Raw genomic sequence first — 20,054 nt, forward strand, 5'->3', positions numbered from 1 at the left:
TAAGAAATGGAAAAAAAGATTAATTTTTTCCAGTCTGTTCATTTTAAGATAGCTTTGGTGTTTGTCTTGCTGTTACTTGTATCAGTAGAAATCATCGGAGCTATTTTTATTCGTGAATTAGAACAAACCACCATTACGAACTTCAAAACAAATGTGGATGTTCAAGTGGAGCAATTAGCTGCTAATTTGAGCAGTGAATTATCCTCTGAAGAAGATGACGATGTTAATTTGAAACGTTTGGTGAATGATTTTGTTCAGAACGATATCTTAGAAGTTCGTGTCATAGATGAAAAAGGGATTGTTCGCGCAACTAGCGAAATTACGGATCAAAATGACGTTGGAAAAAAGAATGATTATGGTAGTTTAACGAATGTAAATGAGCAAGGAATTGAACAAAAAGATGCGGTCACAGGCAAACGTGTCTATCGTAAAAATCAGCAAATTTACTCACCTTCAGGAACGACCGTTATGGGAGCTGTCTATGTAAAAAGTGATTTAGAAGCAAAGTACAAAGAAATCAGCAACATTACCTTGATTTTCTTTACTGCGTCAATGATTGCAATGGGCATTTCAGTGACGATTGCCATATTAGTCGCAAGAGGCATTACTAAACCAATTGGCGAGATGCAACAACAAGCCAAACGTATCGCTAATGGTGATTACTCGGTGAAAGTAGATGTTTACGGGCGAGACGAATTAGGCTTATTAGGAGAAACCTTTAATGAATTGTCTGATCACGTCAAAGAAGCCCATGAAACATTAGAGTCTGAACGTCACCGATTGGATGGGGTGCTATCCCATATGACCGATGGGGTGGTCGCTACTGACCGACGTGGTAAAGTAATTATTATTAACGAAATGGCACAGTTATTATTAGACACCACGCCTGAGGAAGCATTAACTAAAAATATCGTTGATTTACTTGGCATTGATCCAAGTTATACATTCCGTCAATTGGTTGAAGAAGAAAATGAACGTTTGATTGATATCATAGACGATAAAGACGAACATACGATATTGAATGCCGATTTTGCGATGATTCGCCGTGAATCAGGCTTTATAAGTGGATTAGTATGTGTGTTACATGACGTCACCGATCAAGAAAAGAGTGAGCGTGAACGTCGTGAATTTGTATCGAACGTGTCTCATGAATTACGCACCCCTTTAACGAGTATGAGAAGTTACTTAGAAGCGCTATCTGATGGCGCTTGGCAAAGTAAAGAGTTAGCACCTAAGTTTATTAATGTTAGTTTAGAAGAAACCGACCGTATGATTCGAATGATCACTGATTTACTAGAATTATCACGGATGGATAATAAAAAACTTGTTTTACAAAAAGAATTAATTAATTTAAATGAAATGTTTAGGTTTGTCATTGAACGTTTTGAGATGATGATGATGAGTCAGAACCTTAATTATACGATCAAGCGTGAATTTACAGGGCGTACGATTTGGGTCGAAGCTGATTCAGATAAGCTAATTCAAGTGTTTGATAATATTATGAATAATGCCATCAAATATTCACCAGATGGCGGACAAATTACGTGTAGTCTATTAGAAACACATAATAATGTGATCATCAGCATTTCAGATCAAGGAATGGGAATTCCACGCCGTGATTTACGCCGTGTATTTGACCGCTTCTTCCGAGTAGATAAAGCCCGTTCACGCGCAATGGGCGGATCAGGTCTAGGATTAGCGATTTCAAAAGAAGTTATTCAAAGCCATGGTGGAACCATCTGGGTAGAAAGTGAAGAAGGTAAAGGTTCCACATTCTTCATTTCATTACCATATGTACCGATGGAGGAGGAAGATTTATGGGATTAAACTGGTCATATAAACTTGTTCGTATTTTGTTAGTGGCAATGATAGGTCTTAGTATTTTTCTGTCGAGTTTAATCTGGGCACAATCAAGTCGCACGTCGGTAGGAAATTATACTGACAATGTCACGGCAACCATCAAAGCTTTTGATCCTAGAGAGGTCTTTGTTCCAGTGAGGTTAGTTCGTCACTTACCAGATGATGAATTACTTTATACAAATCGTGAGAGCATCATGCAAAAAGCAACAGAAGAATTAAGTAAGCTAGACTATGATCTTCTTAAACAAGAACCCATCAACGGAATAGAAGACTATCAAGCGTTTCTTTCTAGAAAAGGAACCATTGAGCTGATGTTTTCAGATAAATTATTGTTACATTATTTTCTTTCTGTTTTTGATTTTAAATTAGCAGCAGATAACACAATCATGTTTAATCGTTTGATATTAGACTATCAACATCAGCGTGTCTCTTTTTTGAATGATGAAGATAGTAGTATTTGGACGACATCGTATAAAGGGAGTCTGGCTGGCTTTCGCGATTTGATTTTAGATGAACATACGGATTATTTTGAAGTAGAAAGTAAAAATAATTACAATGATCGTGTGTTTTATAACATTACATCAGATATTAAGTTAAAAAAATATAGTTACATCTTAGAAACTCAAGCTTACTCCGTTTTTTTCAAATTTATTGTTTGATCCAGGACAAGATGTTATTCCTTCTGATGATGCGAGTAAGAATTTATATTTTTCAACGTCAAATGGTCAGTCATTAGCGATTGAAAATCAGACGGGTGTTATCAAATTTGAAGATCCTAAGGAGACAGTAGCGGATGACAAGATAGATAAACCTACTGAAGGGGTTTATGATCGAACGTTTCATTACTTGAATAAACTAGGAAAAGTAATTGGAACGGTGCATTATTTTGAAACAAATGATACTCAAGTTGTTTACCGACAATATGTAGAAGGTTATCCTATTTTTAGTGATTTTGATCGTGGACGCGTCATTATAACTGAAAACACCCAACATACGGTCATGCAGATGAATCAAAATGCGATTCAAGTGCCGATTCCTCTAGATGAAGAGGTGGACGTACCGAAACCGTCTGAAGTAATCGAACAATTGCAATTAGCAGGTGTTAACTTTGAATGGATTTCAGGTATGCAAATTGGTTACACATGGTTGAACGAACAAGCACAAGATAAACAAATTGTTAATCTAACGCCTGAATGGTATATCAAGTATAAAGGCGCTTGGGAGACGGTAGAAACCGTCATTCAATTAGGTGAAAAGGAGGAGATTATTAATGGATTTTAAACGTGTATCCATTATTTTTCTAATTACCTTTTTCGTGTTAAATATTTTCTTAGGGACAACCTATATTCAAGGGAAACGTAGTCAAAAGTTAAGTGATCTAGGAGATTTAGCGCAAATAGAAGAACGCTTAGCCGAGGAAAATATTAAATATAGTGGCACACTGTCAACCAAATCAAAAGAAGCTTATTATTTAAGCGGTATCTCTTCTGATTTGGCTGCTTTAGCCGTAAAAGAAATCTCATCTGTTATAGAAAATGATCCAGAAGGTAAGAGTATTACGAGAGATTTAAGCACAGTCGAACACTTATCTTTTTCAGATGAGGATTTAATTGAGAGAACCAGCCGATTTTTGAAATCAGACAATGGTATTGCATTTGGAGAAGATTATACGTATCGTAAGAAATTAACAGGTAAGACGCCAGCGCTCTACTTTACGCAAGAGTATCAAGGGATTCCTTTTTACGATGATGGTGGTGCAGTAACCGTTAATTACGAAAAAATCAAAAGTCCTACTCCAACGTATCAGCTAAGTAGTTTAACACAAACACATATTGCTAACATTGAACAATTACGTGAAAAACAAACGGTTATTAGTGAGCAAGAAGCTATCGCAACCCTTTACGTTAACAGCAAACTACCTGAGCGTAGTAAAATTGGCGAACGAGTGCTAGCATATACACATATTTTTTCTGTTGATGAGAAAAATATTTATTTGCCTGTTTGGTTTGTGTGGGTCAATACAGGAACAGACAAAGTACAAATAGAAAAGGTTAATGCTTTTTCTAACACAATTATTACAACAAATGTCTCCGATGTGACGGCAAATTAAGAATGTAGGAAGCAGGTTTTAACAATTGAGTGAAGAAACAGGGATGTACGTCAGTGTCTTAGCCAGTGGTAGTACCGGTAATTGTGTGTATGTAGAAACACCGGAAAAGAAAATGATTGTCGATGCTGGTTTAAGTGGAAAAAAAATTACCAGTTTGCTGGCGGAAATTGATCGTACACCAGACGAATTAGATGCTATTTTTGTGACGCATGAACATACGGATCATATTAAGGGTGTGGGAATTCTTTCACGTAAGTATGGGATTGATATTTATGCTAACGAACTAACGTGGCAAGCGATGGCAAAAAATATTGGAAACATCGCACTAGATCATCGTCATTTATTTGAAATGGGAAAAACATTAACGTTTGGAGATATTGATGTTGAAAGTTTTGGTGTGTCGCATGATGCGGCTGCCCCGCAATTTTATCAATTCCATCGCAATAATAAAGCATTTGCTGTCTTAACGGATACTGGCTATTGTAGCGATCGTATCAAAGGAACAATAAAAAATGCGGATGCTTATGTGATTGAAAGCAATCATGATGTAGAGATGTTACGGATGGGAAACTATCCGTGGCATTTGAAACAGCGTATTCTAGGTGATAAAGGTCATTTGTCAAATGAAGATGGGGCATTAGTTATGACAGAGTTAATCGGTGATAAAACCAAGAAATTATTTTTAGGGCATTTAAGCCGTGAAAACAATATCAAAGAATTAGCTCATATGACGATGAATCATACCCTTCAAGTTCATGACATTGATACCATTAAAAAAGTCCAATTATATGATACTGATCCAGATTACGCGACAGCTTTATTCGCCATTTAATCATATGCCAAAAAGCACTAGCAATTGCTAGTGCTTTTTGTGTGTTTGTGTCATAATAGCGCTAAACCATTTTTATTAGGAGGGGATAGTATGTCAATACCACCAGTGAAGAGCATGGCGTTACATTTAGCAGAACATCGCTTTATGGAGACAGAGCGTCTATTGTTACGTCCAGTAGATTTAATAGATGCGGCGTCTATGTATGACTATGCAAGTGACGAAGAGGTTAGTCAGTTTGTATTTCCAACTCATCAATCAATTCAAGAAACCCAACAGGCAATTGCCGAATTTTTTATCAATAACAGCTTAGGTAAATATGCGATTGTCTTGAAGGAAACCCAACAAATGATTGGGACGATTGATTTGCAAAATATTGACGAAAAAAATCGTAAAGCAGAAATTGGTTATACGTTGTCAAAAAACTATTGGGGACAAGGACTAGTGCCTGAAGCTGCCAAACAACTACTGTGGTTAGCCTTTTGTCAGCTAAAGTTGAATGTTGTTAGTGCTATTCATGATATAGATAATCCAAACTCCGGTCGTGTGATGGAAAAAATTGGCATGCAGCCAGTTGGCATTTTTCCAAATTACATGATTCATAAAGGAAAAAATGTGACAGTAGCTATTTATTGCTTAACGATAGATGATTATCACGCGTTAAAATAAACATAACCCCCAGTAAGGCTTAAGCTAAGCTTTGCTGGGGGTTATGTTTATTTCATTAATGTTAGGATAACTAGTGGAATACTTAACGCAATAAAGCCTATCACGCTCATTCCAATAAGTTTAGCGCTAAAAGATTGCCATTTAAATGTTTTGACTGCCAAAAGTGTCATTAAAACAGAAAACATATAGCAAAAGAATAACGTGATAAAACGTTCAATGGTCATAATAAGTCCTCCTTGAGCGATTATTAGAGCGTTTGTAGCCAATCAATCATTAGTTGAGACGTAAGTTCTAATTGTTTATCCGCAGAAAGAGAGGCGTCATTATCACCATCTTGTTCACCATAACGACCGAATTGACCATGGTTGCCGCCTTCAAGAACTTCATAGTGGGTATTGGAAGGTAGAAAGTCACGGGCGTTTTCGTAATTAGTTAAGTTTAGTACGCCGTCTTGGCTACCTTTGATAGATAGGACGGGTAAGTCTTTTGTTTTTAATTCGCCTTTTTCATCGGGATAACTAGCGAGGAAGAAGACGCCTTTTAATTGCTTATTAGGTGTCGCATTGGCGTAGCGACTTGCCATCGTACCACCTAAAGAATGCCCACCAATGACAACGTCTGTTAATGTGTAAGCATTAATAATGTCATCGGCTTTATTAGCGTTTGTAACGGCTAAATTTAACGGCATTTTGGCAATATAGACAGGATACCCTTGTTTGGCAAGCGCAATAGCAAATGGCACATAACTATCAGGCTTCACTAAACCGCCGGGATAGTAAATGACAGCAGGAGTTGTTACTTGTTTTTTAGTGGGTGTTACTACCCAAGCAAGTTTATCTTCTTGCACGTTCACTGAGTCCTGATTGTCCTTAATCATGGTGGCAACAGATGGATCAGCGGAATAAGTGGACATATTTAAGTAAAGTGCCGATCCGGCAACAATTAGTACGAGTAAGCTAATAATAATAGTGATAACTTTTTTCATCTAAATTAGGCCTCACTTAGAGGACTAAACAGGTAGGCAGTGACTAATTGCTCTGTTGCGTCAATAGATTCTTGGTGCGTACGTTCAAAAGCGTGACTTGCTTCAATTCCGGCACCTAGTAAGCCGTGACGGACATCAGCTCCCGCACGCATAGCCGCCGAAGCATCACTACCATAGAATGGATAAATATCTAATTGATAGCCAATGTCATCTTGTTTGCACAAGTTAACGAGATGGTTTCGTAAGCCTAAGTGATAAGGGCCACTGCCATCTTTAACACAAATAGAGACGGTGTATTCATCGGTTTGTTGATCATCACCCATTGCCCCCATATCAACGGCTAAGTATTCAACGACTTTGTCAGAAATATTTGAGTTTCCACCATAACCGATTTCTTCATTGTTTGAGATGAAGAAGGTAGTAGTATAAGGTAAGTCCTCATCAGCATCAACTAATTTTTCAAGGAATTTAATTAAAATAGCAACACTGACTTTATCATCTAAGTGACGAGATTTAATAAAACCACTTGGTGTGATTTCAGTACGTGGATCAAAACTAATGAAATCACCAACTTCAATGCCTAGAGCGCGTGTTTCATCGGCAGTCGTCACTTTTGCGTCAATACGCACTTCCATATTGGCTTGATTACGTTCAGCAGTTCCAGCGTCTGCGTATACATGGACGCTTGTTTGGTGCATCAAAATAGTTCCGGTATAGGTTTGGCCATTTTGTGTATGAATCGTACAATATTCTCCTTCGATAGAGTTATAACGGAAGCCACCGATTAAGTCTAATTTTAAGCGTCCGTTTGGTTTGATGGCACGAACCATTGCGCCTAATGTATCAACATGAGCTGTAATAAATCGTTCTTGTTCAGTATTTTTTCCAGGAACGGTCACGATTAAGCTTCCTTTACGATTGAGTGTCGGTTTGTAACCTAAATGGATTAAACGTTCGTTTAGATAGTGAATGATTTCTTTGGTATTCCCAGTAGGTGAGGGGATATTGGTTAATTTTTCTACTAATTGAATGGTATTTTCAGTCATAATATCATCTTCTTTCTAAAGTTAGTACCTTTATGATAACAAAGAAATCGCCAATTGATGAATGAAATGATAAAAAATTTGTTTTATTTTTATAATTTTTTTCGAAACATTTAAGCTGGAGTTAAATCATAAACAAAAGATTGCATTCATTTATAAATACGATTACAATTTAGTAAGTATAGACATTTAGAAAGTTGGGTGTAGATGGACGTTCAAAAACAGAACTATGACCAGTTAAACGAAGAGTCACAGAAGAAGATGCTTCGCGGCTCTGCTTGGATGACAGTAGGAAGTTTTGCGTCTCGATTACTAGGAGCGATTTATATCATTCCGTGGTATTTATGGATGGGACAACAAGCAGAATTAGCCAATAATTTATTTACAAAAGGATACAATATTTACGCATTATTCTTAATGGTTTCAACAGCAGGGATACCAGGCGCGATTGCTAAACAAATCTCGAAATACAACTCATTGAATGAATACAATGTGAGTAAAGAATTGTTTAAGCGGACGTTAATGGTTATGGGGATGTTAGGTGTGGTTTCCTCAGCCTTTATGTTCTTTGGATCACCTCTTTTAGCAAGTCTTTCGGGTGGTAATAAGGATTTAATTCCTGTCATGAAGTCATTGAGCGTGGCGGTGTTGATTTTCCCAATCATGAGTGCGTTCCGTGGCTTTTTCCAAGGGAATCAAGACATGATGCCGTCTGCAATATCGCAAGTTGTTGAACAAATTGCACGTGTGGCATACATTCTGGTGACAGCCTATGTCATTATGAAAATAGGCTCAGGTGATTATGTTAGTGCCGTAACACATGCAACGCTAGCAGCCTTTGTTGGGTCACTATTTGCGTTGTTGTTACTATTGTGGTTTTACAAGAAATATATGCCACGTTTGGCAGAATTAGAAGCCAATAGTCGTAATGAAATTGAAATTAAACCTAATCAATTAATCAAAGAAATCGTGATGGAAGCTATTCCGTTTATCTTTATCGGATCAGCGATTACTATTTTTAAATTAATTGACCAGATGACGTTTGAACGTTTCTTGGGAAGTTATACGAATTATACAACAGAGCAAGTAGAAAAATTATTTACGTTATTTAGTGGTAACCCGGACAAGCTAACGATGATTACAATTTCGATTGCTACGTCACTTGCAGTAGCAGGTTTACCTTTAATTACCGAACTGTATACGAAGAAGAAATTTAAAGAATTAGCTAAACAATTAAGTGATAATATTCAACTATTTTTCTTTGTCATGATTCCCTCAACATTTGGTATGATCTTATTATCAGATGAGTTGAACACGGTGTTCTATCGCACAGATGATTTAGGCGCGTCGTTATTAAGACAAGCAACGTATGTCGGGGTGATTTTAGGGTTTTATATTTTATCATCTTCCATTCTTCAAGGAATTTATGGTAATAATAAAGCGATTCGCTTCTTAGTAGTGGGTCTACTGGTCAAATTAATTTGTCAATTCCCATTCATTTATTACTTAGAATCATATGGTCCTAACTTAGCGACAGCGGTAGGTTTTTTAGTAGCGAGTGGACTGACGATTTACGAGATTTATAAAATGACGCATTTTGCCGTTGGTTTGACGTTTAGAAGGACCTTGTTGATTTCGATTTTATCATTGGTGATGTTACTAGGTGCTTATCTAGTTCAACAATTACTTTATCTTTTCATATCACCAACAACTAAAGGACAAGCGTTTATTATTGTCGCTGTTGTAGGGGCTGTAGGTGGCGCGATTTATACCTACTTAGTATTAAAACTACGCTTAGCCGACAAGTTATTAGGCAGTCGTATGAGTGGATTGAGAAGAAAATTAAATATTAGATAACCTTAAAGGGAGCGTGCACTAGTGGCAAGGCTCCTTTTTTTTAGTCATAAATTCATGCTATTATACTAATAAGAAGAGATAGAGAGAATAGAGGGACAACATGAAAATAAGACTCGATAAAATGCTTAGCCATCTAGGTTATGGCAGTCGTAAAGAAGTAAAAAACTTATTGAAAAAACAAGAATTATTAGTCAATGGACAACGCGTGAAAGATGGGAAAGCGAGCATTGAAACAACCTCTGATCAGGTGACGCTAGCTGGAGAGGTGTTGGTATATGAAGCATTCGTCTATTATATGCTTCACAAACCTAAAGGCGTTATTTCAGCAACAGAAGACGCTCGTGAACGAACAGTCATCGATTTGTTGCGACCAGAAGATTTAAGAGCAGGTATTTTTCCAGTGGGGCGATTAGATAAGGATACTACGGGGTTCTTGCTGTTAACCAATGATGGTAGCTTGGCGCATGATTTGTTATCACCAAAGAAAAAAGTACCGAAACGTTATTTAGCAACAGTTGACGGTCTTGTCACATCAAAAGATCAAGCATTGTTTGCAGAAGGTTTCGAAATTGATGGCCAAGAATGGGTGAAGCCAAGTCAGCTAGAGATTTTATCAGTAGACACGTCTCGTCAGCAGTCCCATATTGCATTAACGATTGTGGAAGGGAAATTCCATCAAGTCAAACGTATGATGAAAACAGTCGGCAAAACAGTTATCGAATTGCATCGTGAATCAATGGGAGGCTTGACATTAGATCAAAATCTTAAACGCGGAGATTATCGTCAGCTAACCGAAAAAGAACTCGCCTTTCTAAAAGAAAAAGCAAATTAATTGCAATATACCTTACCGGGGTATATGATTGATCCATAAAATAAAATATTAAGGAGAATGACGATGTTTTTTTTCGATAAAACCCCAAGTGTTTCAGGAGAAACATTATTAAATAAATTAAAAGGAAAGCCTGTTATCATTGATATTAGACAAGCAGATGCTTTCAATCAAGGTCATATTCCAGGTGCAAAAAATTTAAGTGCCGATCAAGCCGTTCAACAAACATTTAAAGAAGGTCAGGAAGTCTTTGTGGTTTGTTATGCAGGAATGAGTAGTCAATCAGTGGTAAAAAAATTAAACAAACAAGGTGTCGATGCGTATAGTGTTACTGGCGGAATGGGTGCTTGGAAAGGGCCGATGAAGGGTGGTAAATAAGAAATGAAAGTAGTTATTGTTGGTGGTGTTGCAGGTGGTATGTCCGCTGCGACGCGTCTAAGACGTTTAGATGAAACAGCTGAGATTATCGTGCTAGATAAAGGCGATTATGTCTCATTTGCTAATTGTGGCTTACCTTACTATGTCTCTGGAGAAATTTCAGAACGTTCAGATTTATTACTTAATACCCCGGAAGGTTTAAAAGCGCGCTTCAATTTGGATGTTCGCGTGAATAACGAAGTGATAGCGATTAACCGTGATGCACGTACGGTAACAGTGAAGACACCGACAGGCGAGTATGAAGAAAGCTATGACAAACTATTATTGTCACCAGGTTCATCACCTGTCGTGCCCACGATTGCAGGTTATCAAGAGGCACGTAATGTCTTTACATTAAGAAATGTTGAAAATCTCGATGCCTTGATGAACTATCTCGATCATCATCAGCCTAAAAACGCGGTGGTAGTTGGAGCTGGTTTTATCGGATTAGAGATGGTTGAAAACTTGAAACTAAAAGGCCTTGACGTGACATTAATTGAAAAATCACCACACGTTTTACCGCCACTTGATGAAGAGATGGCTGCCTATGTGTCACAAGAATTAGTGAAGCAAGGTGTTGATGTCCGTGTGAATACATCAGTTGTCGAAATATTAAATGACGGTCAGGCGGTTCGATTGGAAGATGGGACAGTCTTAGCGTCTGATGTGATTATTATGTCAGTGGGTGTTAAACCAGCGACGGATATTGCGAAAAAAGCTGGTTTAGCTTTGGGTATGCGTGAAGGCATATTAGTAAATGATACGTACCAAACGAGTGATGAGCATATCTATGCAGTAGGTGATGCGATTATTGTGAATAACCAGTTAACAAATGAAGAAGCGCTGATTTCCTTAGCGTCACCAGCAAATCGTCAAGGGCGTCAAGTAGCAGATGTTTTAGCGGGGAAAGCACGTCAAAATAAAGGTAGCATTGGGACGGCGATTGTACGTGTCTTTGACCTTAGTGCTGCGTCAACTGGCTTAACAGAACGCCAAGTTAAAGCTAGTGGCAAACCCTATCATGTGGTGCACACAAGAGGAAATGATCACGCCGGTTATTACCCTGGTGCGACGGCTATCACATTGAAGTTAATCTTCAACCCTGAAACAGGTGAACTGTACGGTGCCCAAGGTGTGGGTGCTAAAGGTGTAGATAAGCGCTTGGATGTCTTAGCCACAGCGATTAAAGCCGGATTGACAGTAGAAGATTTACCAGAATTAGAACTGACTTACGCACCGCCATTTGGTGTTGCCAAAGACCCAGTCAACATGCTAGGGTATGTCGCGTTAAATGTAATGGAAGGTTTAACCGAAACGGTTCAATGGCATGAAGTCCCTGAAAAGCTAGCAACAGGTATGGTATTATTAGATGTAAGAAATGAAGGCGAATTGAGTAAAGGTAGATTTCCAAACAGTCTTAACATTCCACTAAACCAATTGCGTGAGCGCTTGGATGAGTTAGACAAGCAGACAACGTATATCGTGAGCTGTGCTAGTGGACAACGTAGTTACTTAGCAGAACGTCTACTAAAACAACATGGCGTGAAGGTTAAGAACTTAGATGGTTCATTTTTCCTTTATTCAACAGTTCGTCCAGAAGAATTAATTTAAGAAAGAAGGTTAGCCATGAAGTGCGATGAAAAAATCATGAACCGAATGAAACGTGCCGAAGGTCAAATGCGTGGGATTCAAAAGATGATGGAAGAAGGCAAAGAATGTTACGACATTATGATTCAATTGTCAGCGGTTCGTTCGAGTATTGAAAGTGTCATGGGCATTATGGTTGCCGAAAACATGAAAGATTGTTTTGAACACCCGCTTGACGACAAAGAGTTACAAAGCGAAAAAATTGAGCAAGCGATGAAGATGATTAAAAAATTATAAGCAACAGCCGATATACCTCTCAAAAATGGGATGCACTCACTATTTTTGAGGGGATTTTTTGTGTAGAATAGCATTTATTCTTCCTGATTTATAGTATAATCAAGCCAACTAGGAGGTGAACGAATGGCCAAAAAGAAACTAATCGGTTGTCTAGTGTTGGTGATGTTATTAGTAGGTGGCGATTTCTTTTTTGCTCATAATGCGAGTAGATACGAAGAGCCGGTATTTAAAATCGAAAAAGTAAGGGAACTATCGAAGACGCCTACAATGTTTGAACAGACATTGACCGGACATTTATTAAATAAACAGAAGCAACCTTTGCAACTTACACATACGTATTACTATTCTGAAGCAGATAGTGTGAAGTTAAACGTAGGTGATGTGGTATTTTTAGAAGATAATTTGCAAGCGGTGAGTCAAGTGAAGCGTGATCGTCAAACCTTTCGTTTGATTGGTTGTTTTTTATTAGTCTTGTATCTTTTTTCTAGTGCACAATTTGCGCGTAATATTGCAATTATTGTACTAAATACAGTGGCGTTTGTATTGATTGCAAAGTATATGAGCCAAAAGGGTGGTTCGTTGATTGGTGCCATGGTGTTGTATAGTTTCGTCTCCGTTGCGTTGACGAGTCTCTTTATTAATCGACAGTTTAAGAAGAGAATGGCGATTTTTTTAAGTACGATAGGTGGAACGTTTTTAGCTTGGGGAATAGCATTAGGCGTTTTATATGTTACCCATCACGGTGGCTTACGTTATGAAGAGATGGGGATCGTCACACGTCCTTATCGCTCTGTTTATTATGCCTCTTTGTTGATTGGAACATTAGGAGCCACGACAGATATTGCTGTGACCATCTTGTCAACAATCGGTGAAGTGCTGGAGCAACAACCAAAAGCCGATGTTAAAACCCTTTATAAAGTAAGTCGCAATGTCGGACAAAATATCCTTGGACCAATGACGAATGTGCTGTTTTTTGTTTGCCTAAGTGAGATTATTCCTATGAGTCTCTTATATTTAGAAAACGGTTGGACGTACCAAACAACGTTTAGCAGTTTGATATCATTAGAACTCTTTCGCGCGCTAACGGGTGGATTAGGCATTGCATTAACGATTCCATTAAGTGTCTTAGTCGGTTCGCAACTATTGCGAGGTGATAATCAATGAGTGCTATCGGTGTATTAGCCCTTATTCTAATGATGGTGGTATTAGTAGTTGGCGGCAAAAAAGGGGTCTTTGCTCTAATGAATTTAAGTTTTAATTTATTGAGTATTTTACTTGTTATTTGGCTGATGACAAAAGGTTTCCCACTTGCGATGGTGATTGGTTTATTTGCGTTAGTTACCTTATTTAATAACTTTTTTATGTTTAATCAAGAAATTGATGCGTATTATACAAAAGTCAGCGCTTCGGCTTCGGGCATCATTATTGTATTAATGACATGTTTGTTGCCGGTAATATTGACGTCGTTTAATAGTTATGGGTTTGCTGCAGAAGAGTTAGAAGAACTAGGGGCTTTTTCTCTAGATGTACTGGTGAATTACCGTGAAATATTTACGGTCTTAGTCATTGTCGCCATGATTGGGGCAGTGATTGACGCTTCGATTGCGGTAGCCAGTGCTATGGCAGAGATGGAAGCAGAACATCCTGAGATGACCAGTAGGGAGTTGTTTCACTCAGGTATCAGAATTGGTCGTGATATTGTATCAACTACGATGACAACGTTGCTGTTGGCTTTTTTTGGTAATTATTTAGGTGTGTTGTTTTTTGTACTTGATTTTCACTATGGTCTGCAGTATTTGCTAAACGCGCAATTAGTCGTCAGTCAGCTCGTGGTCATGTTTTTATCAGCGATAGGCACATTACTGACCTTACCCCTTACCGCTTATTTGTATATAAAAATGAAAAAGACTACTAAATGATAGAGAGGAATGAACGATATAATGGAAGTAGCTTATTATCGCTTTGATGTGTTTAGCCAGGAGCCTAATAAAGGTAATCCAGCTGGGGTTGTTTATTGTGATGAGGGGGTGTCTACCGAAAAAATGCAACAAGTAGCTAAAGTAATTGGTTTTAGTGAAACAATTTTTATATTGCCGTCAGAAATTGCCACGTTCCGTTTGCGTTTTTTTAGTCCAGGAAGTGAGATGCCCTTGTGTGGCCATGGAACTATCGCGGCAGTTACTCTTTGGTGCCAATCGCAGTCTGATAAAGTGTTGGAGGAACTAACGGTTGAAACGATAGCAGGTTGTTTGACGATTGGTGTACAGATTCAATCGGGTACTGTTCAAGTAACGATGAAGCAGGCGGCTCCACAATTCCAACCCTTTGAAGGGGATGTCAATGCTTTAGTGAACAATTTAGGGATATCAGTTAATGATTTGGATGAACGTTATCCTATTATGTACGGAAGTACGGGTTCATGGACGTTAATTGTCCCAGTTAAAGGGCTAGCCGTGATGAAAAAGATGCAACCGAACAATCAACAATTCCCAGAGGTGTTACAAAATTTCCCACAAGCGTCAGTGCATCCTATATGTTTTGAAAGCTATCATGATGATAGTCTGATGCATGGTCGACATTTTTCAGGTGCGGGGACAGGGACGATTGAAGACCCGGTGACAGGTACTGCCAGTGGTGTCATGGGAGCTTATTATTATCAATTTGTTACGCACAATAAGAGCTTACCTTTGAAGATGAACGTGGAACAAGGACAAGAAATGGGGAAAGATGGCCAACTATCTGTGCTACTAGAAAGACTAGCGGATACGCTAACTATCAGCATTCAAGGACAAGCCTTACTTGTTTCCAAAGAATTGTTAAAACTTTAAATAAAACCAACGAATAACGCTAATCTAGCGTATAATAAAAATATAATAATATGTATAAAGGATGTAAAAAAAATGGAAAAAATTAGAGGATTTGAAGTAGTAAGTCACTATCAAGGACAAGTGAATTTACCTGTTCGCGCAACAAAAGGCGCAGCGGGTTATGATTTTGAGGCCGCAACTGATATCGTGATTCCAAGCATTTGGAAATTAGGTGTCGCAACCGCTTTAAAAGCAATGCTGAACAAAGAACAATTTGTAGCCGATGAAGCGACACAAAAACAACTAAAACCAACGCTTATTCCGACAGGGATTAAAGCGTACATGGGCGAAAATGAATATTTACAACTAACCAATCGCTCAAGTAATCCTTTAAAAAACTATTTATGGTTAGCCAACGGTGTAGGGGTGATTGACAGTGATTATTACGGCAATCCCGATAATGAAGGACACATCATGTTTCAACTGTTGAATTTCGGTTTAATGGACAAAAAAATCGCTAAAGGAGACCGTATTGGTCAAGGGATTTTCTTACCATTTTTAAAAGCAGATCAAGACGTTACTTTAGGCGAGCGAACAGGTGGTTTTGGTTCTTCTGGCCAACGCTAACATTTAAGTCTGATTTAAGCCAGATTATTTAAGATAATCATAAAAGACCAACCAAAGACCGAGGAAACAACGTGGTTTTATGGTAAAATATAGACAGTGATCACAAGGAGGAGAAGTTAGTGGCTAAAAAAGCAAAAACGCATTTTGAATGTCAGGCGTGTGGCTATATTTCGCCTCAATATTTAGGCCGTTGCCCAAATTGTGGTACGTGGAACGAAATGATGGAAGTGAAAGTTCAAGAAGAATCTGCTCGTAACAGTCGTGTCGATATGACCGGAAAGCAAGCAAAACCGCAAACATTGGGTGAAGTGGCCACCAATAAAACACCACGCGTTAAAACGCAAATGGATGAGTTGAATCGTGTCCTAGGTGGTGGTGTAGTGCCGGGTTCTTTAGTATTAATTGGAGGAGATCCAGGAATAGGGAAATCCACATTATTGCTACAAGTATCACAACAATTGCATTTATCTGGAGGTAAAGTGCTCTATGTCTCAGGAGAAGAAAGCGCGGAACAAATTAAAATGCGTGCCGAGCGTTTGAATGTAGAGGGCAATGACTTCTATGTCTATCCTGAAACCGACATGTCCTTAATTAGCCAAACCATTGAAACATTGAAACCTGATTACGTCATTATTGATTCAATTCAAACGATGATGCAACCAGAGATTAGCAGTGCTTCAGGTAGCGTGAGTCAAGTGCGTGAAACCACAGCAGAATTAATGAAGATTGCCAAAAGTAATCGAATTGCTATTTTTATCGTAGGACACGTGACGAAAGAAGGTGCGTTAGCGGGACCTAGAATGCTAGAGCATATGGTCGATACTGTTCTTTACTTTGAAGGGGATCGTCATCATACGTTTAGAATTTTAAGAGCAGTTAAAAATCGTTTTGGATCAACAAATGAAATTGGCATTTTTGAGATGCAAGAACGTGGATTAGTAGAAGTGACCAATCCTTCAGAAGTCTTTTTGGAAGAACGTCTAGATGGGGCAACAGGTTCAGCGATTGTTGTGTCAATGGAAGGGAGTCGTCCGATACTAGCCGAAGTTCAAGCGTTAGTCAGTCCAACTTTGTTTGGTAACGCAAGACGAACCGCAACAGGCTTAGATTATAACCGCGTCACTTTGATTATGGCTGTTCTAGAAAAACGAGCAGGCTTATTATTACAAAATCAAGACGCCTACTTAAAAGCCGCAGGTGGTGTGAAGTTGGATGAACCAGCGATTGATTTGGCGATTGCGATGAGTATTGCTTCAAGCTACAAAGACAAGGGAACTGATGCGACGGAATGTTTTATTGGAGAAATTGGATTGACCGGTGAAATTCGTCGGGTTAATCGTATTGACCACCGTGTCAAAGAAGCACAAAAGTTAGGGTTTAAAAAAGTATACGTGCCAGTGAATAACTTACATGGTTGGGAGCCACCAACAACGATTGAAGTAATTGGTATTTCAACGATTAGTGAAGCATTGAAACGTGTCTTTGGATAGAAAGGAGGAGAGGTTACACGTATGAAGAAAGTTTATCACACGATTTTAACTATTCTTGGTGGAGGGATTGGTGTTAGTCTTTTACCAGAAATTTGGGAAGGACTAGGCTTGGATGGTAATAGATATGTTGATAATTTTATCGTCAATAGTTTAATTGGTGCAGGATTATTTTATTTATTATCACTTTTAACAGGGAATAGGTTTATTTCGCAGTACAAAAAACTAGAAGAAACGATTAGCAAAAAAAGTTCTCAGTATTTATTATTTGGTTCAATTGGTGCCATTATTGGGTTATTATTAGGGGTACTGATGTCTGTTCCGTTTTACAATATGGAAATCAAATTAATTCGTGATATTATTCCAGCACTTATTTTATTAACATTAGGTTTCTTAGGTTTTCGTATTGGGACAACTAAAATGGACGATTGGCGTAAATTATTTATGCCAAAGAATAAAAAGAATGCCGATGATGTTTTGGAACGTAAGGTAGATGAAACATTTAGGAAGTACAAAATTTTAGATACAAGTGTTATTATAGATGGGCGTATTTATGATATTGCCAAAACAGGTTTTGTCGAAGGGACGCTATTGATTCCTAACTTTGTATTATATGAATTACAATACATTGCCGATTCAGGAGATAGCTTGAAACGAGTTCGTGGACGCCGAGGCTTAGACATTTTGAATGCTCTACAAAAAGAAGAAAGCGTCGATGTGGAGATGTATGACGGTGATTTTGAAGATATTACCGAAGTGGATAGTAAATTAATTCGTTTAGCGAAACTTTTAGATGGTGTTTTGGTCACAAACGATTATAATTTAAATAAGGTCTCTGAATTCCAAAACGTGCCGGTGTTGAATATCAATGCCTTGGCTAATGCGGTGAAACCTGTTGTCATTCCTGGTGAGAACATGCGCGTCAAAGTAGTAAAAGCCGGGACAGAACGTCAACAAGGGGTAGCCTATTTAGATGATGGGACAATGATTGTTGTCGAAGATGGACAACATTACATGAACAAAGAAATCGAAGTAGTCGTGACAAGTGCGTTACAAACTGCCGCTGGTCGTATGATTTTTGCCAAACCAGTTCACGCTCAACGAAGTATTATGGAAGAAAATAAATAATTAATACATTTATTTAAAAAAATGTTTTTTGAAGAAAGGATAATTAACATGACAAAAAAAGTTCGCGTACGTTACGCACCAAGCCCAACAGGACATTTACATATTGGGAATGCACGTACAGCATTATTTAACTACTTATTCGCTAGAAATTTAGGAGGAGACTTCATTATTCGTATTGAAGATACCGACTTAAAACGTAACATTGAAGGCGGAGAGAAAAGTCAGTTAGAGAACTTAGCATGGTTAAACATTGATTGGGACGAGTCGCCTGATAATCCTGGTAACTATGGTCCTTACCGTCAATCAGAACGTAAAGACATCTACTTACCATTAATTGATCAATTGTTAGCTAGCAATTTAGCTTACAAATGCTACTGTACGGAAGAAGAATTAGATGAAGCGCGTGAAAAACAACAAGCGCGTGGAGAAATGCCTCGTTACTCTGGCCATTGTGCTCATTTAACACCGGAACAACAAGCAGCGTTTGAAGCTGAAGGTCGTGACCATGTGGTTCGTTTCCGTGTCCCACGTGGAGAAGAATTATCATTTGATGATTTAGTTAAAGGCCCTATTACCTTTGAATCTGACAGCGTTGGTGGCGACTTTGTTATCTTAAAACGTGACGGCATGCCAACTTACAACTTTGCCGTAGCAGTTGATGACCATATGATGGAAATCTCACACGTTTTACGTGGTGATGATCATATTGCCAATACGCCAAAACAATTAATGATTTATAACGCCTTTGGTTGGGAAGCACCAATTTTTGGTCACATGACATTAATCATTAACACTGAAACAGGTAAAAAATTAAGTAAACGTGACGAAACCATTTTACAATTTATTGAACAATACCGTGAATTAGGTTATTTACCAGAAGCGATGTTTAACTTTATCGCGTTACTAGGTTGGTCACCAGTTGGGGAAGATGAAATCTTCTCTAAAGATGAGTTAATCAAATTATTTGATGCCAACCGTTTAAGTAAATCCCCAGCCTCATTTGATCCGAAAAAATTAGAATGGGTGAACAATCAATACATTAAATCATTAGATATTGCAACATTTACTGACATGTGTGTCCCATTCTTCGTTGAAAAAGGCTTATTATCAGCTGAAATGACGGAAGAAAAACGCGCTTGGACAGAAACGTTAGTTGGATTGTATCAACCTCAAATGAGTTATGCTGCTGAAATCATTGAATTAACAGACATGTTCTTCAATGAACACCCAACATTAGATGATGCAGCTAAAGAAGTGCTAGCAGGCGAAACAGTCCCAACTGTATTAGAAGCCTTCAAAGCACAAATTGAAAGCCTAGAAACATTTGATGTTCCAAGCATTAAAGCAGTGATTAAAGCCGTTCAAAAAGAAACTGGCGTTAAAGGTAAGAACTTGTTCATGCCAATTCGTGTAGCCGTTTCAGGTCAAATGCACGGTCCAGAATTAGGCGACACTATTTTATTATTAGGAAAAGAAAAAACCATTGCGCATTTAAATGAAGCATTGGCATAAAACACGTTGA

At 38.2% G+C, this 20,054-nt stretch carries 21 protein-coding genes and 1 other annotated feature (1 of these 22 cut by a window edge); of the genes, 18 read left to right on the forward strand and 3 right to left on the reverse strand.

Going from position 1 to position 20,054, the window contains the following annotated elements; genetic code table 11:
- Positions 1-6: 6 nt before the first annotated feature.
- From walK to E4Z98_RS00330, 6 genes are all read left to right on the forward strand, one after another.
- On the forward strand, positions 7-1,827 hold the full coding sequence (walK, locus tag E4Z98_RS00305) for a cell wall metabolism sensor histidine kinase WalK (protein WP_135255132.1): 1,821 nt from the start codon (positions 7-9) through the stop codon (positions 1,825-1,827).
- Positions 1,818-2,519 carry a two-component system activity regulator YycH gene (gene yycH, locus E4Z98_RS00310; protein WP_135961148.1) on the forward strand — a complete coding sequence of 234 codons (702 nt, stop codon included), beginning with the start codon at positions 1,818-1,820 and terminating at the stop codon, positions 2,517-2,519. The genes walK and yycH (E4Z98_RS00310) overlap by 10 nt, the downstream gene beginning before the upstream one ends.
- A complete protein-coding gene (gene yycH / locus E4Z98_RS00315) occupies positions 2,512-3,141 on the forward strand; it encodes a two-component system activity regulator YycH (RefSeq protein WP_135961149.1) in 630 nt (209 codons plus the stop codon). The genes yycH (E4Z98_RS00310) and yycH (E4Z98_RS00315) overlap by 8 nt, the downstream gene beginning before the upstream one ends.
- Positions 3,131-3,970 (forward strand): two-component system regulatory protein YycI, encoded by an 840-nt coding sequence (locus E4Z98_RS00320; RefSeq protein WP_135255130.1) that lies wholly within the window; start codon positions 3,131-3,133, stop codon positions 3,968-3,970. Before yycH (E4Z98_RS00315) ends, E4Z98_RS00320 begins: the two co-directional genes overlap by 11 nt.
- A 43-nt stretch (positions 3,971-4,013) precedes the next feature.
- A complete protein-coding gene (locus tag E4Z98_RS00325) occupies positions 4,014-4,802 on the forward strand; it encodes an MBL fold metallo-hydrolase (RefSeq protein WP_135255147.1) in 789 nt (262 codons plus the stop codon).
- A 90-nt stretch (positions 4,803-4,892) separates the two neighbouring features.
- Entirely contained in the window at positions 4,893-5,468 is a 576-nt protein-coding gene (locus tag E4Z98_RS00330) for a GNAT family N-acetyltransferase (RefSeq protein WP_241856699.1), read from the forward strand.
- A 47-nt stretch (positions 5,469-5,515) separates the two neighbouring features.
- Here E4Z98_RS00330 and E4Z98_RS10010 read toward each other — a convergent pair whose 3' ends face one another.
- The 3 genes from E4Z98_RS10010 to E4Z98_RS00340 are packed head-to-tail and all read right to left on the reverse strand — an operon-like array spanning position 5,516 to position 7,499.
- Positions 5,516-5,692 carry a hypothetical protein gene (locus E4Z98_RS10010; RefSeq protein WP_167790968.1) on the reverse strand — a complete coding sequence of 59 codons (177 nt, stop codon included), beginning with the start codon at positions 5,690-5,692 and terminating at the stop codon, positions 5,516-5,518.
- A gap of 23 nt (positions 5,693-5,715) precedes the next feature.
- On the reverse strand, positions 5,716-6,453 hold the full coding sequence (locus tag E4Z98_RS00335) for an alpha/beta hydrolase (RefSeq protein WP_135255129.1): 738 nt from the start codon (positions 6,451-6,453) through the stop codon (positions 5,716-5,718).
- Between the two features lie 5 nt (positions 6,454-6,458).
- On the reverse strand, positions 6,459-7,499 hold the full coding sequence (locus E4Z98_RS00340; RefSeq protein ID WP_135255128.1) for a M42 family metallopeptidase: 1,041 nt from the start codon (positions 7,497-7,499) through the stop codon (positions 6,459-6,461).
- 204 nt (positions 7,500-7,703) lie between these two features.
- Between E4Z98_RS00340 and E4Z98_RS00345 the strand changes: the two genes are divergently transcribed.
- From E4Z98_RS00345 to gltX, 12 genes are all read left to right on the forward strand, one after another.
- Positions 7,704-9,353, forward strand: coding sequence for a putative polysaccharide biosynthesis protein (locus E4Z98_RS00345; protein ID WP_135255127.1), 1,650 nt, complete (start codon positions 7,704-7,706; stop codon positions 9,351-9,353).
- Positions 9,354-9,459: 106 nt separating this feature from the next.
- Positions 9,460-10,185 carry a pseudouridine synthase gene (locus E4Z98_RS00350; RefSeq protein WP_342353563.1) on the forward strand — a complete coding sequence of 242 codons (726 nt, stop codon included), beginning with the start codon at positions 9,460-9,462 and terminating at the stop codon, positions 10,183-10,185.
- A gap of 63 nt (positions 10,186-10,248) precedes the next feature.
- Positions 10,249-10,560, forward strand: coding sequence for a rhodanese-like domain-containing protein (locus E4Z98_RS00355; protein ID WP_135255125.1), 312 nt, complete (start codon positions 10,249-10,251; stop codon positions 10,558-10,560).
- Between the two features lie 3 nt (positions 10,561-10,563).
- Positions 10,564-12,210: an FAD-dependent oxidoreductase gene (locus E4Z98_RS00360; RefSeq protein ID WP_135255124.1), complete on the forward strand. Its 1,647-nt coding sequence runs from the start codon at positions 10,564-10,566 to the stop codon at positions 12,208-12,210.
- 15 nt (positions 12,211-12,225) lie between these two features.
- Positions 12,226-12,483 carry a metal-sensitive transcriptional regulator gene (locus E4Z98_RS00365; RefSeq protein WP_135255123.1) on the forward strand — a complete coding sequence of 86 codons (258 nt, stop codon included), beginning with the start codon at positions 12,226-12,228 and terminating at the stop codon, positions 12,481-12,483.
- 123 nt (positions 12,484-12,606) lie between these two features.
- On the forward strand, positions 12,607-13,647 hold the full coding sequence (locus E4Z98_RS00370) for a YibE/F family protein (RefSeq protein ID WP_135255122.1): 1,041 nt from the start codon (positions 12,607-12,609) through the stop codon (positions 13,645-13,647).
- The gene (locus E4Z98_RS00375) at positions 13,644-14,402 is read left to right on the forward strand and encodes a YibE/F family protein (RefSeq protein WP_135255121.1); all 759 of its coding nucleotides are present in this window, start codon (positions 13,644-13,646) and stop codon (positions 14,400-14,402) included. Before E4Z98_RS00370 ends, E4Z98_RS00375 begins: the two co-directional genes overlap by 4 nt.
- A 9-nt stretch (positions 14,403-14,411) precedes the next feature.
- A complete protein-coding gene (locus tag E4Z98_RS00380; protein WP_241856701.1) occupies positions 14,412-15,311 on the forward strand; it encodes a PhzF family phenazine biosynthesis isomerase in 900 nt (299 codons plus the stop codon).
- A 72-nt stretch (positions 15,312-15,383) separates the two neighbouring features.
- Complete coding sequence (locus E4Z98_RS00385) at positions 15,384-15,917, forward strand: dCTP deaminase/dUTPase family protein (protein ID WP_135255120.1); 534 nt, start codon at positions 15,384-15,386, stop codon at positions 15,915-15,917.
- Positions 15,918-16,036: 119 nt separating this feature from the next.
- Positions 16,037-17,407, forward strand: coding sequence for a DNA repair protein RadA (gene radA / locus E4Z98_RS00390; RefSeq protein ID WP_135255119.1), 1,371 nt, complete (start codon positions 16,037-16,039; stop codon positions 17,405-17,407).
- A 21-nt stretch (positions 17,408-17,428) separates the two neighbouring features.
- Positions 17,429-18,532: a PIN/TRAM domain-containing protein gene (locus E4Z98_RS00395; RefSeq protein WP_135255118.1), complete on the forward strand. Its 1,104-nt coding sequence runs from the start codon at positions 17,429-17,431 to the stop codon at positions 18,530-18,532.
- A gap of 48 nt (positions 18,533-18,580) precedes the next feature.
- A complete protein-coding gene (gene gltX, locus E4Z98_RS00400) occupies positions 18,581-20,044 on the forward strand; it encodes a glutamate--tRNA ligase (protein ID WP_135255117.1) in 1,464 nt (487 codons plus the stop codon).
- Positions 20,042-20,054: a binding site (T-box leader), on the forward strand (it continues 195 nt past the right edge of the window). Its footprint overlaps the gene before it by 3 nt.

This window comes from Vagococcus xieshaowenii, from assembly GCF_004792515.1.
Classification (GTDB): Bacteria; Bacillota; Bacilli; order Lactobacillales; family Vagococcaceae; genus Vagococcus_A; species Vagococcus_A xieshaowenii.

What these genes read in the sequence shown, in the direction of transcription:
- E4Z98_RS00320 (WP_135255130.1), top strand. Translation starts at nt 3,131, where the DNA reads ATGGATTTTAAACGTGTATCCATTATTTTTCTAATTACCTTTTTCGTG.
- E4Z98_RS00340 (WP_135255128.1), bottom strand. Translation starts at nt 7,499, where the DNA reads ATGACTGAAAATACCATTCAATTAGTAGAAAAATTAACCAATATCCCC.
- E4Z98_RS00325 (WP_135255147.1), top strand. Translation starts at nt 4,014, where the DNA reads ATGTACGTCAGTGTCTTAGCCAGTGGTAGTACCGGTAATTGTGTGTAT.
- E4Z98_RS00395 (WP_135255118.1), top strand. Translation starts at nt 17,429, where the DNA reads ATGAAGAAAGTTTATCACACGATTTTAACTATTCTTGGTGGAGGGATT.
- E4Z98_RS00345 (WP_135255127.1), top strand. Translation starts at nt 7,704, where the DNA reads ATGGACGTTCAAAAACAGAACTATGACCAGTTAAACGAAGAGTCACAG.
- E4Z98_RS00360 (WP_135255124.1), top strand. Translation starts at nt 10,564, where the DNA reads ATGAAAGTAGTTATTGTTGGTGGTGTTGCAGGTGGTATGTCCGCTGCG.
- gltX (WP_135255117.1), top strand. Translation starts at nt 18,581, where the DNA reads ATGACAAAAAAAGTTCGCGTACGTTACGCACCAAGCCCAACAGGACAT.
- yycH (WP_135961148.1), top strand. Translation starts at nt 1,818, where the DNA reads ATGGGATTAAACTGGTCATATAAACTTGTTCGTATTTTGTTAGTGGCA.
- E4Z98_RS00335 (WP_135255129.1), bottom strand. Translation starts at nt 6,453, where the DNA reads ATGAAAAAAGTTATCACTATTATTATTAGCTTACTCGTACTAATTGTT.
- E4Z98_RS00385 (WP_135255120.1), top strand. Translation starts at nt 15,384, where the DNA reads ATGGAAAAAATTAGAGGATTTGAAGTAGTAAGTCACTATCAAGGACAA.
- E4Z98_RS10010 (WP_167790968.1), bottom strand. Translation starts at nt 5,692, where the DNA reads ATGACCATTGAACGTTTTATCACGTTATTCTTTTGCTATATGTTTTCT.
- E4Z98_RS00355 (WP_135255125.1), top strand. Translation starts at nt 10,249, where the DNA reads ATGTTTTTTTTCGATAAAACCCCAAGTGTTTCAGGAGAAACATTATTA.
- E4Z98_RS00365 (WP_135255123.1), top strand. Translation starts at nt 12,226, where the DNA reads ATGAAGTGCGATGAAAAAATCATGAACCGAATGAAACGTGCCGAAGGT.
- E4Z98_RS00370 (WP_135255122.1), top strand. Translation starts at nt 12,607, where the DNA reads ATGGCCAAAAAGAAACTAATCGGTTGTCTAGTGTTGGTGATGTTATTA.
- E4Z98_RS00330 (WP_241856699.1), top strand. Translation starts at nt 4,893, where the DNA reads ATGTCAATACCACCAGTGAAGAGCATGGCGTTACATTTAGCAGAACAT.
- walK (WP_135255132.1), top strand. Translation starts at nt 7, where the DNA reads ATGGAAAAAAAGATTAATTTTTTCCAGTCTGTTCATTTTAAGATAGCT.
- E4Z98_RS00375 (WP_135255121.1), top strand. Translation starts at nt 13,644, where the DNA reads ATGAGTGCTATCGGTGTATTAGCCCTTATTCTAATGATGGTGGTATTA.
- E4Z98_RS00380 (WP_241856701.1), top strand. Translation starts at nt 14,412, where the DNA reads ATGAACGATATAATGGAAGTAGCTTATTATCGCTTTGATGTGTTTAGC.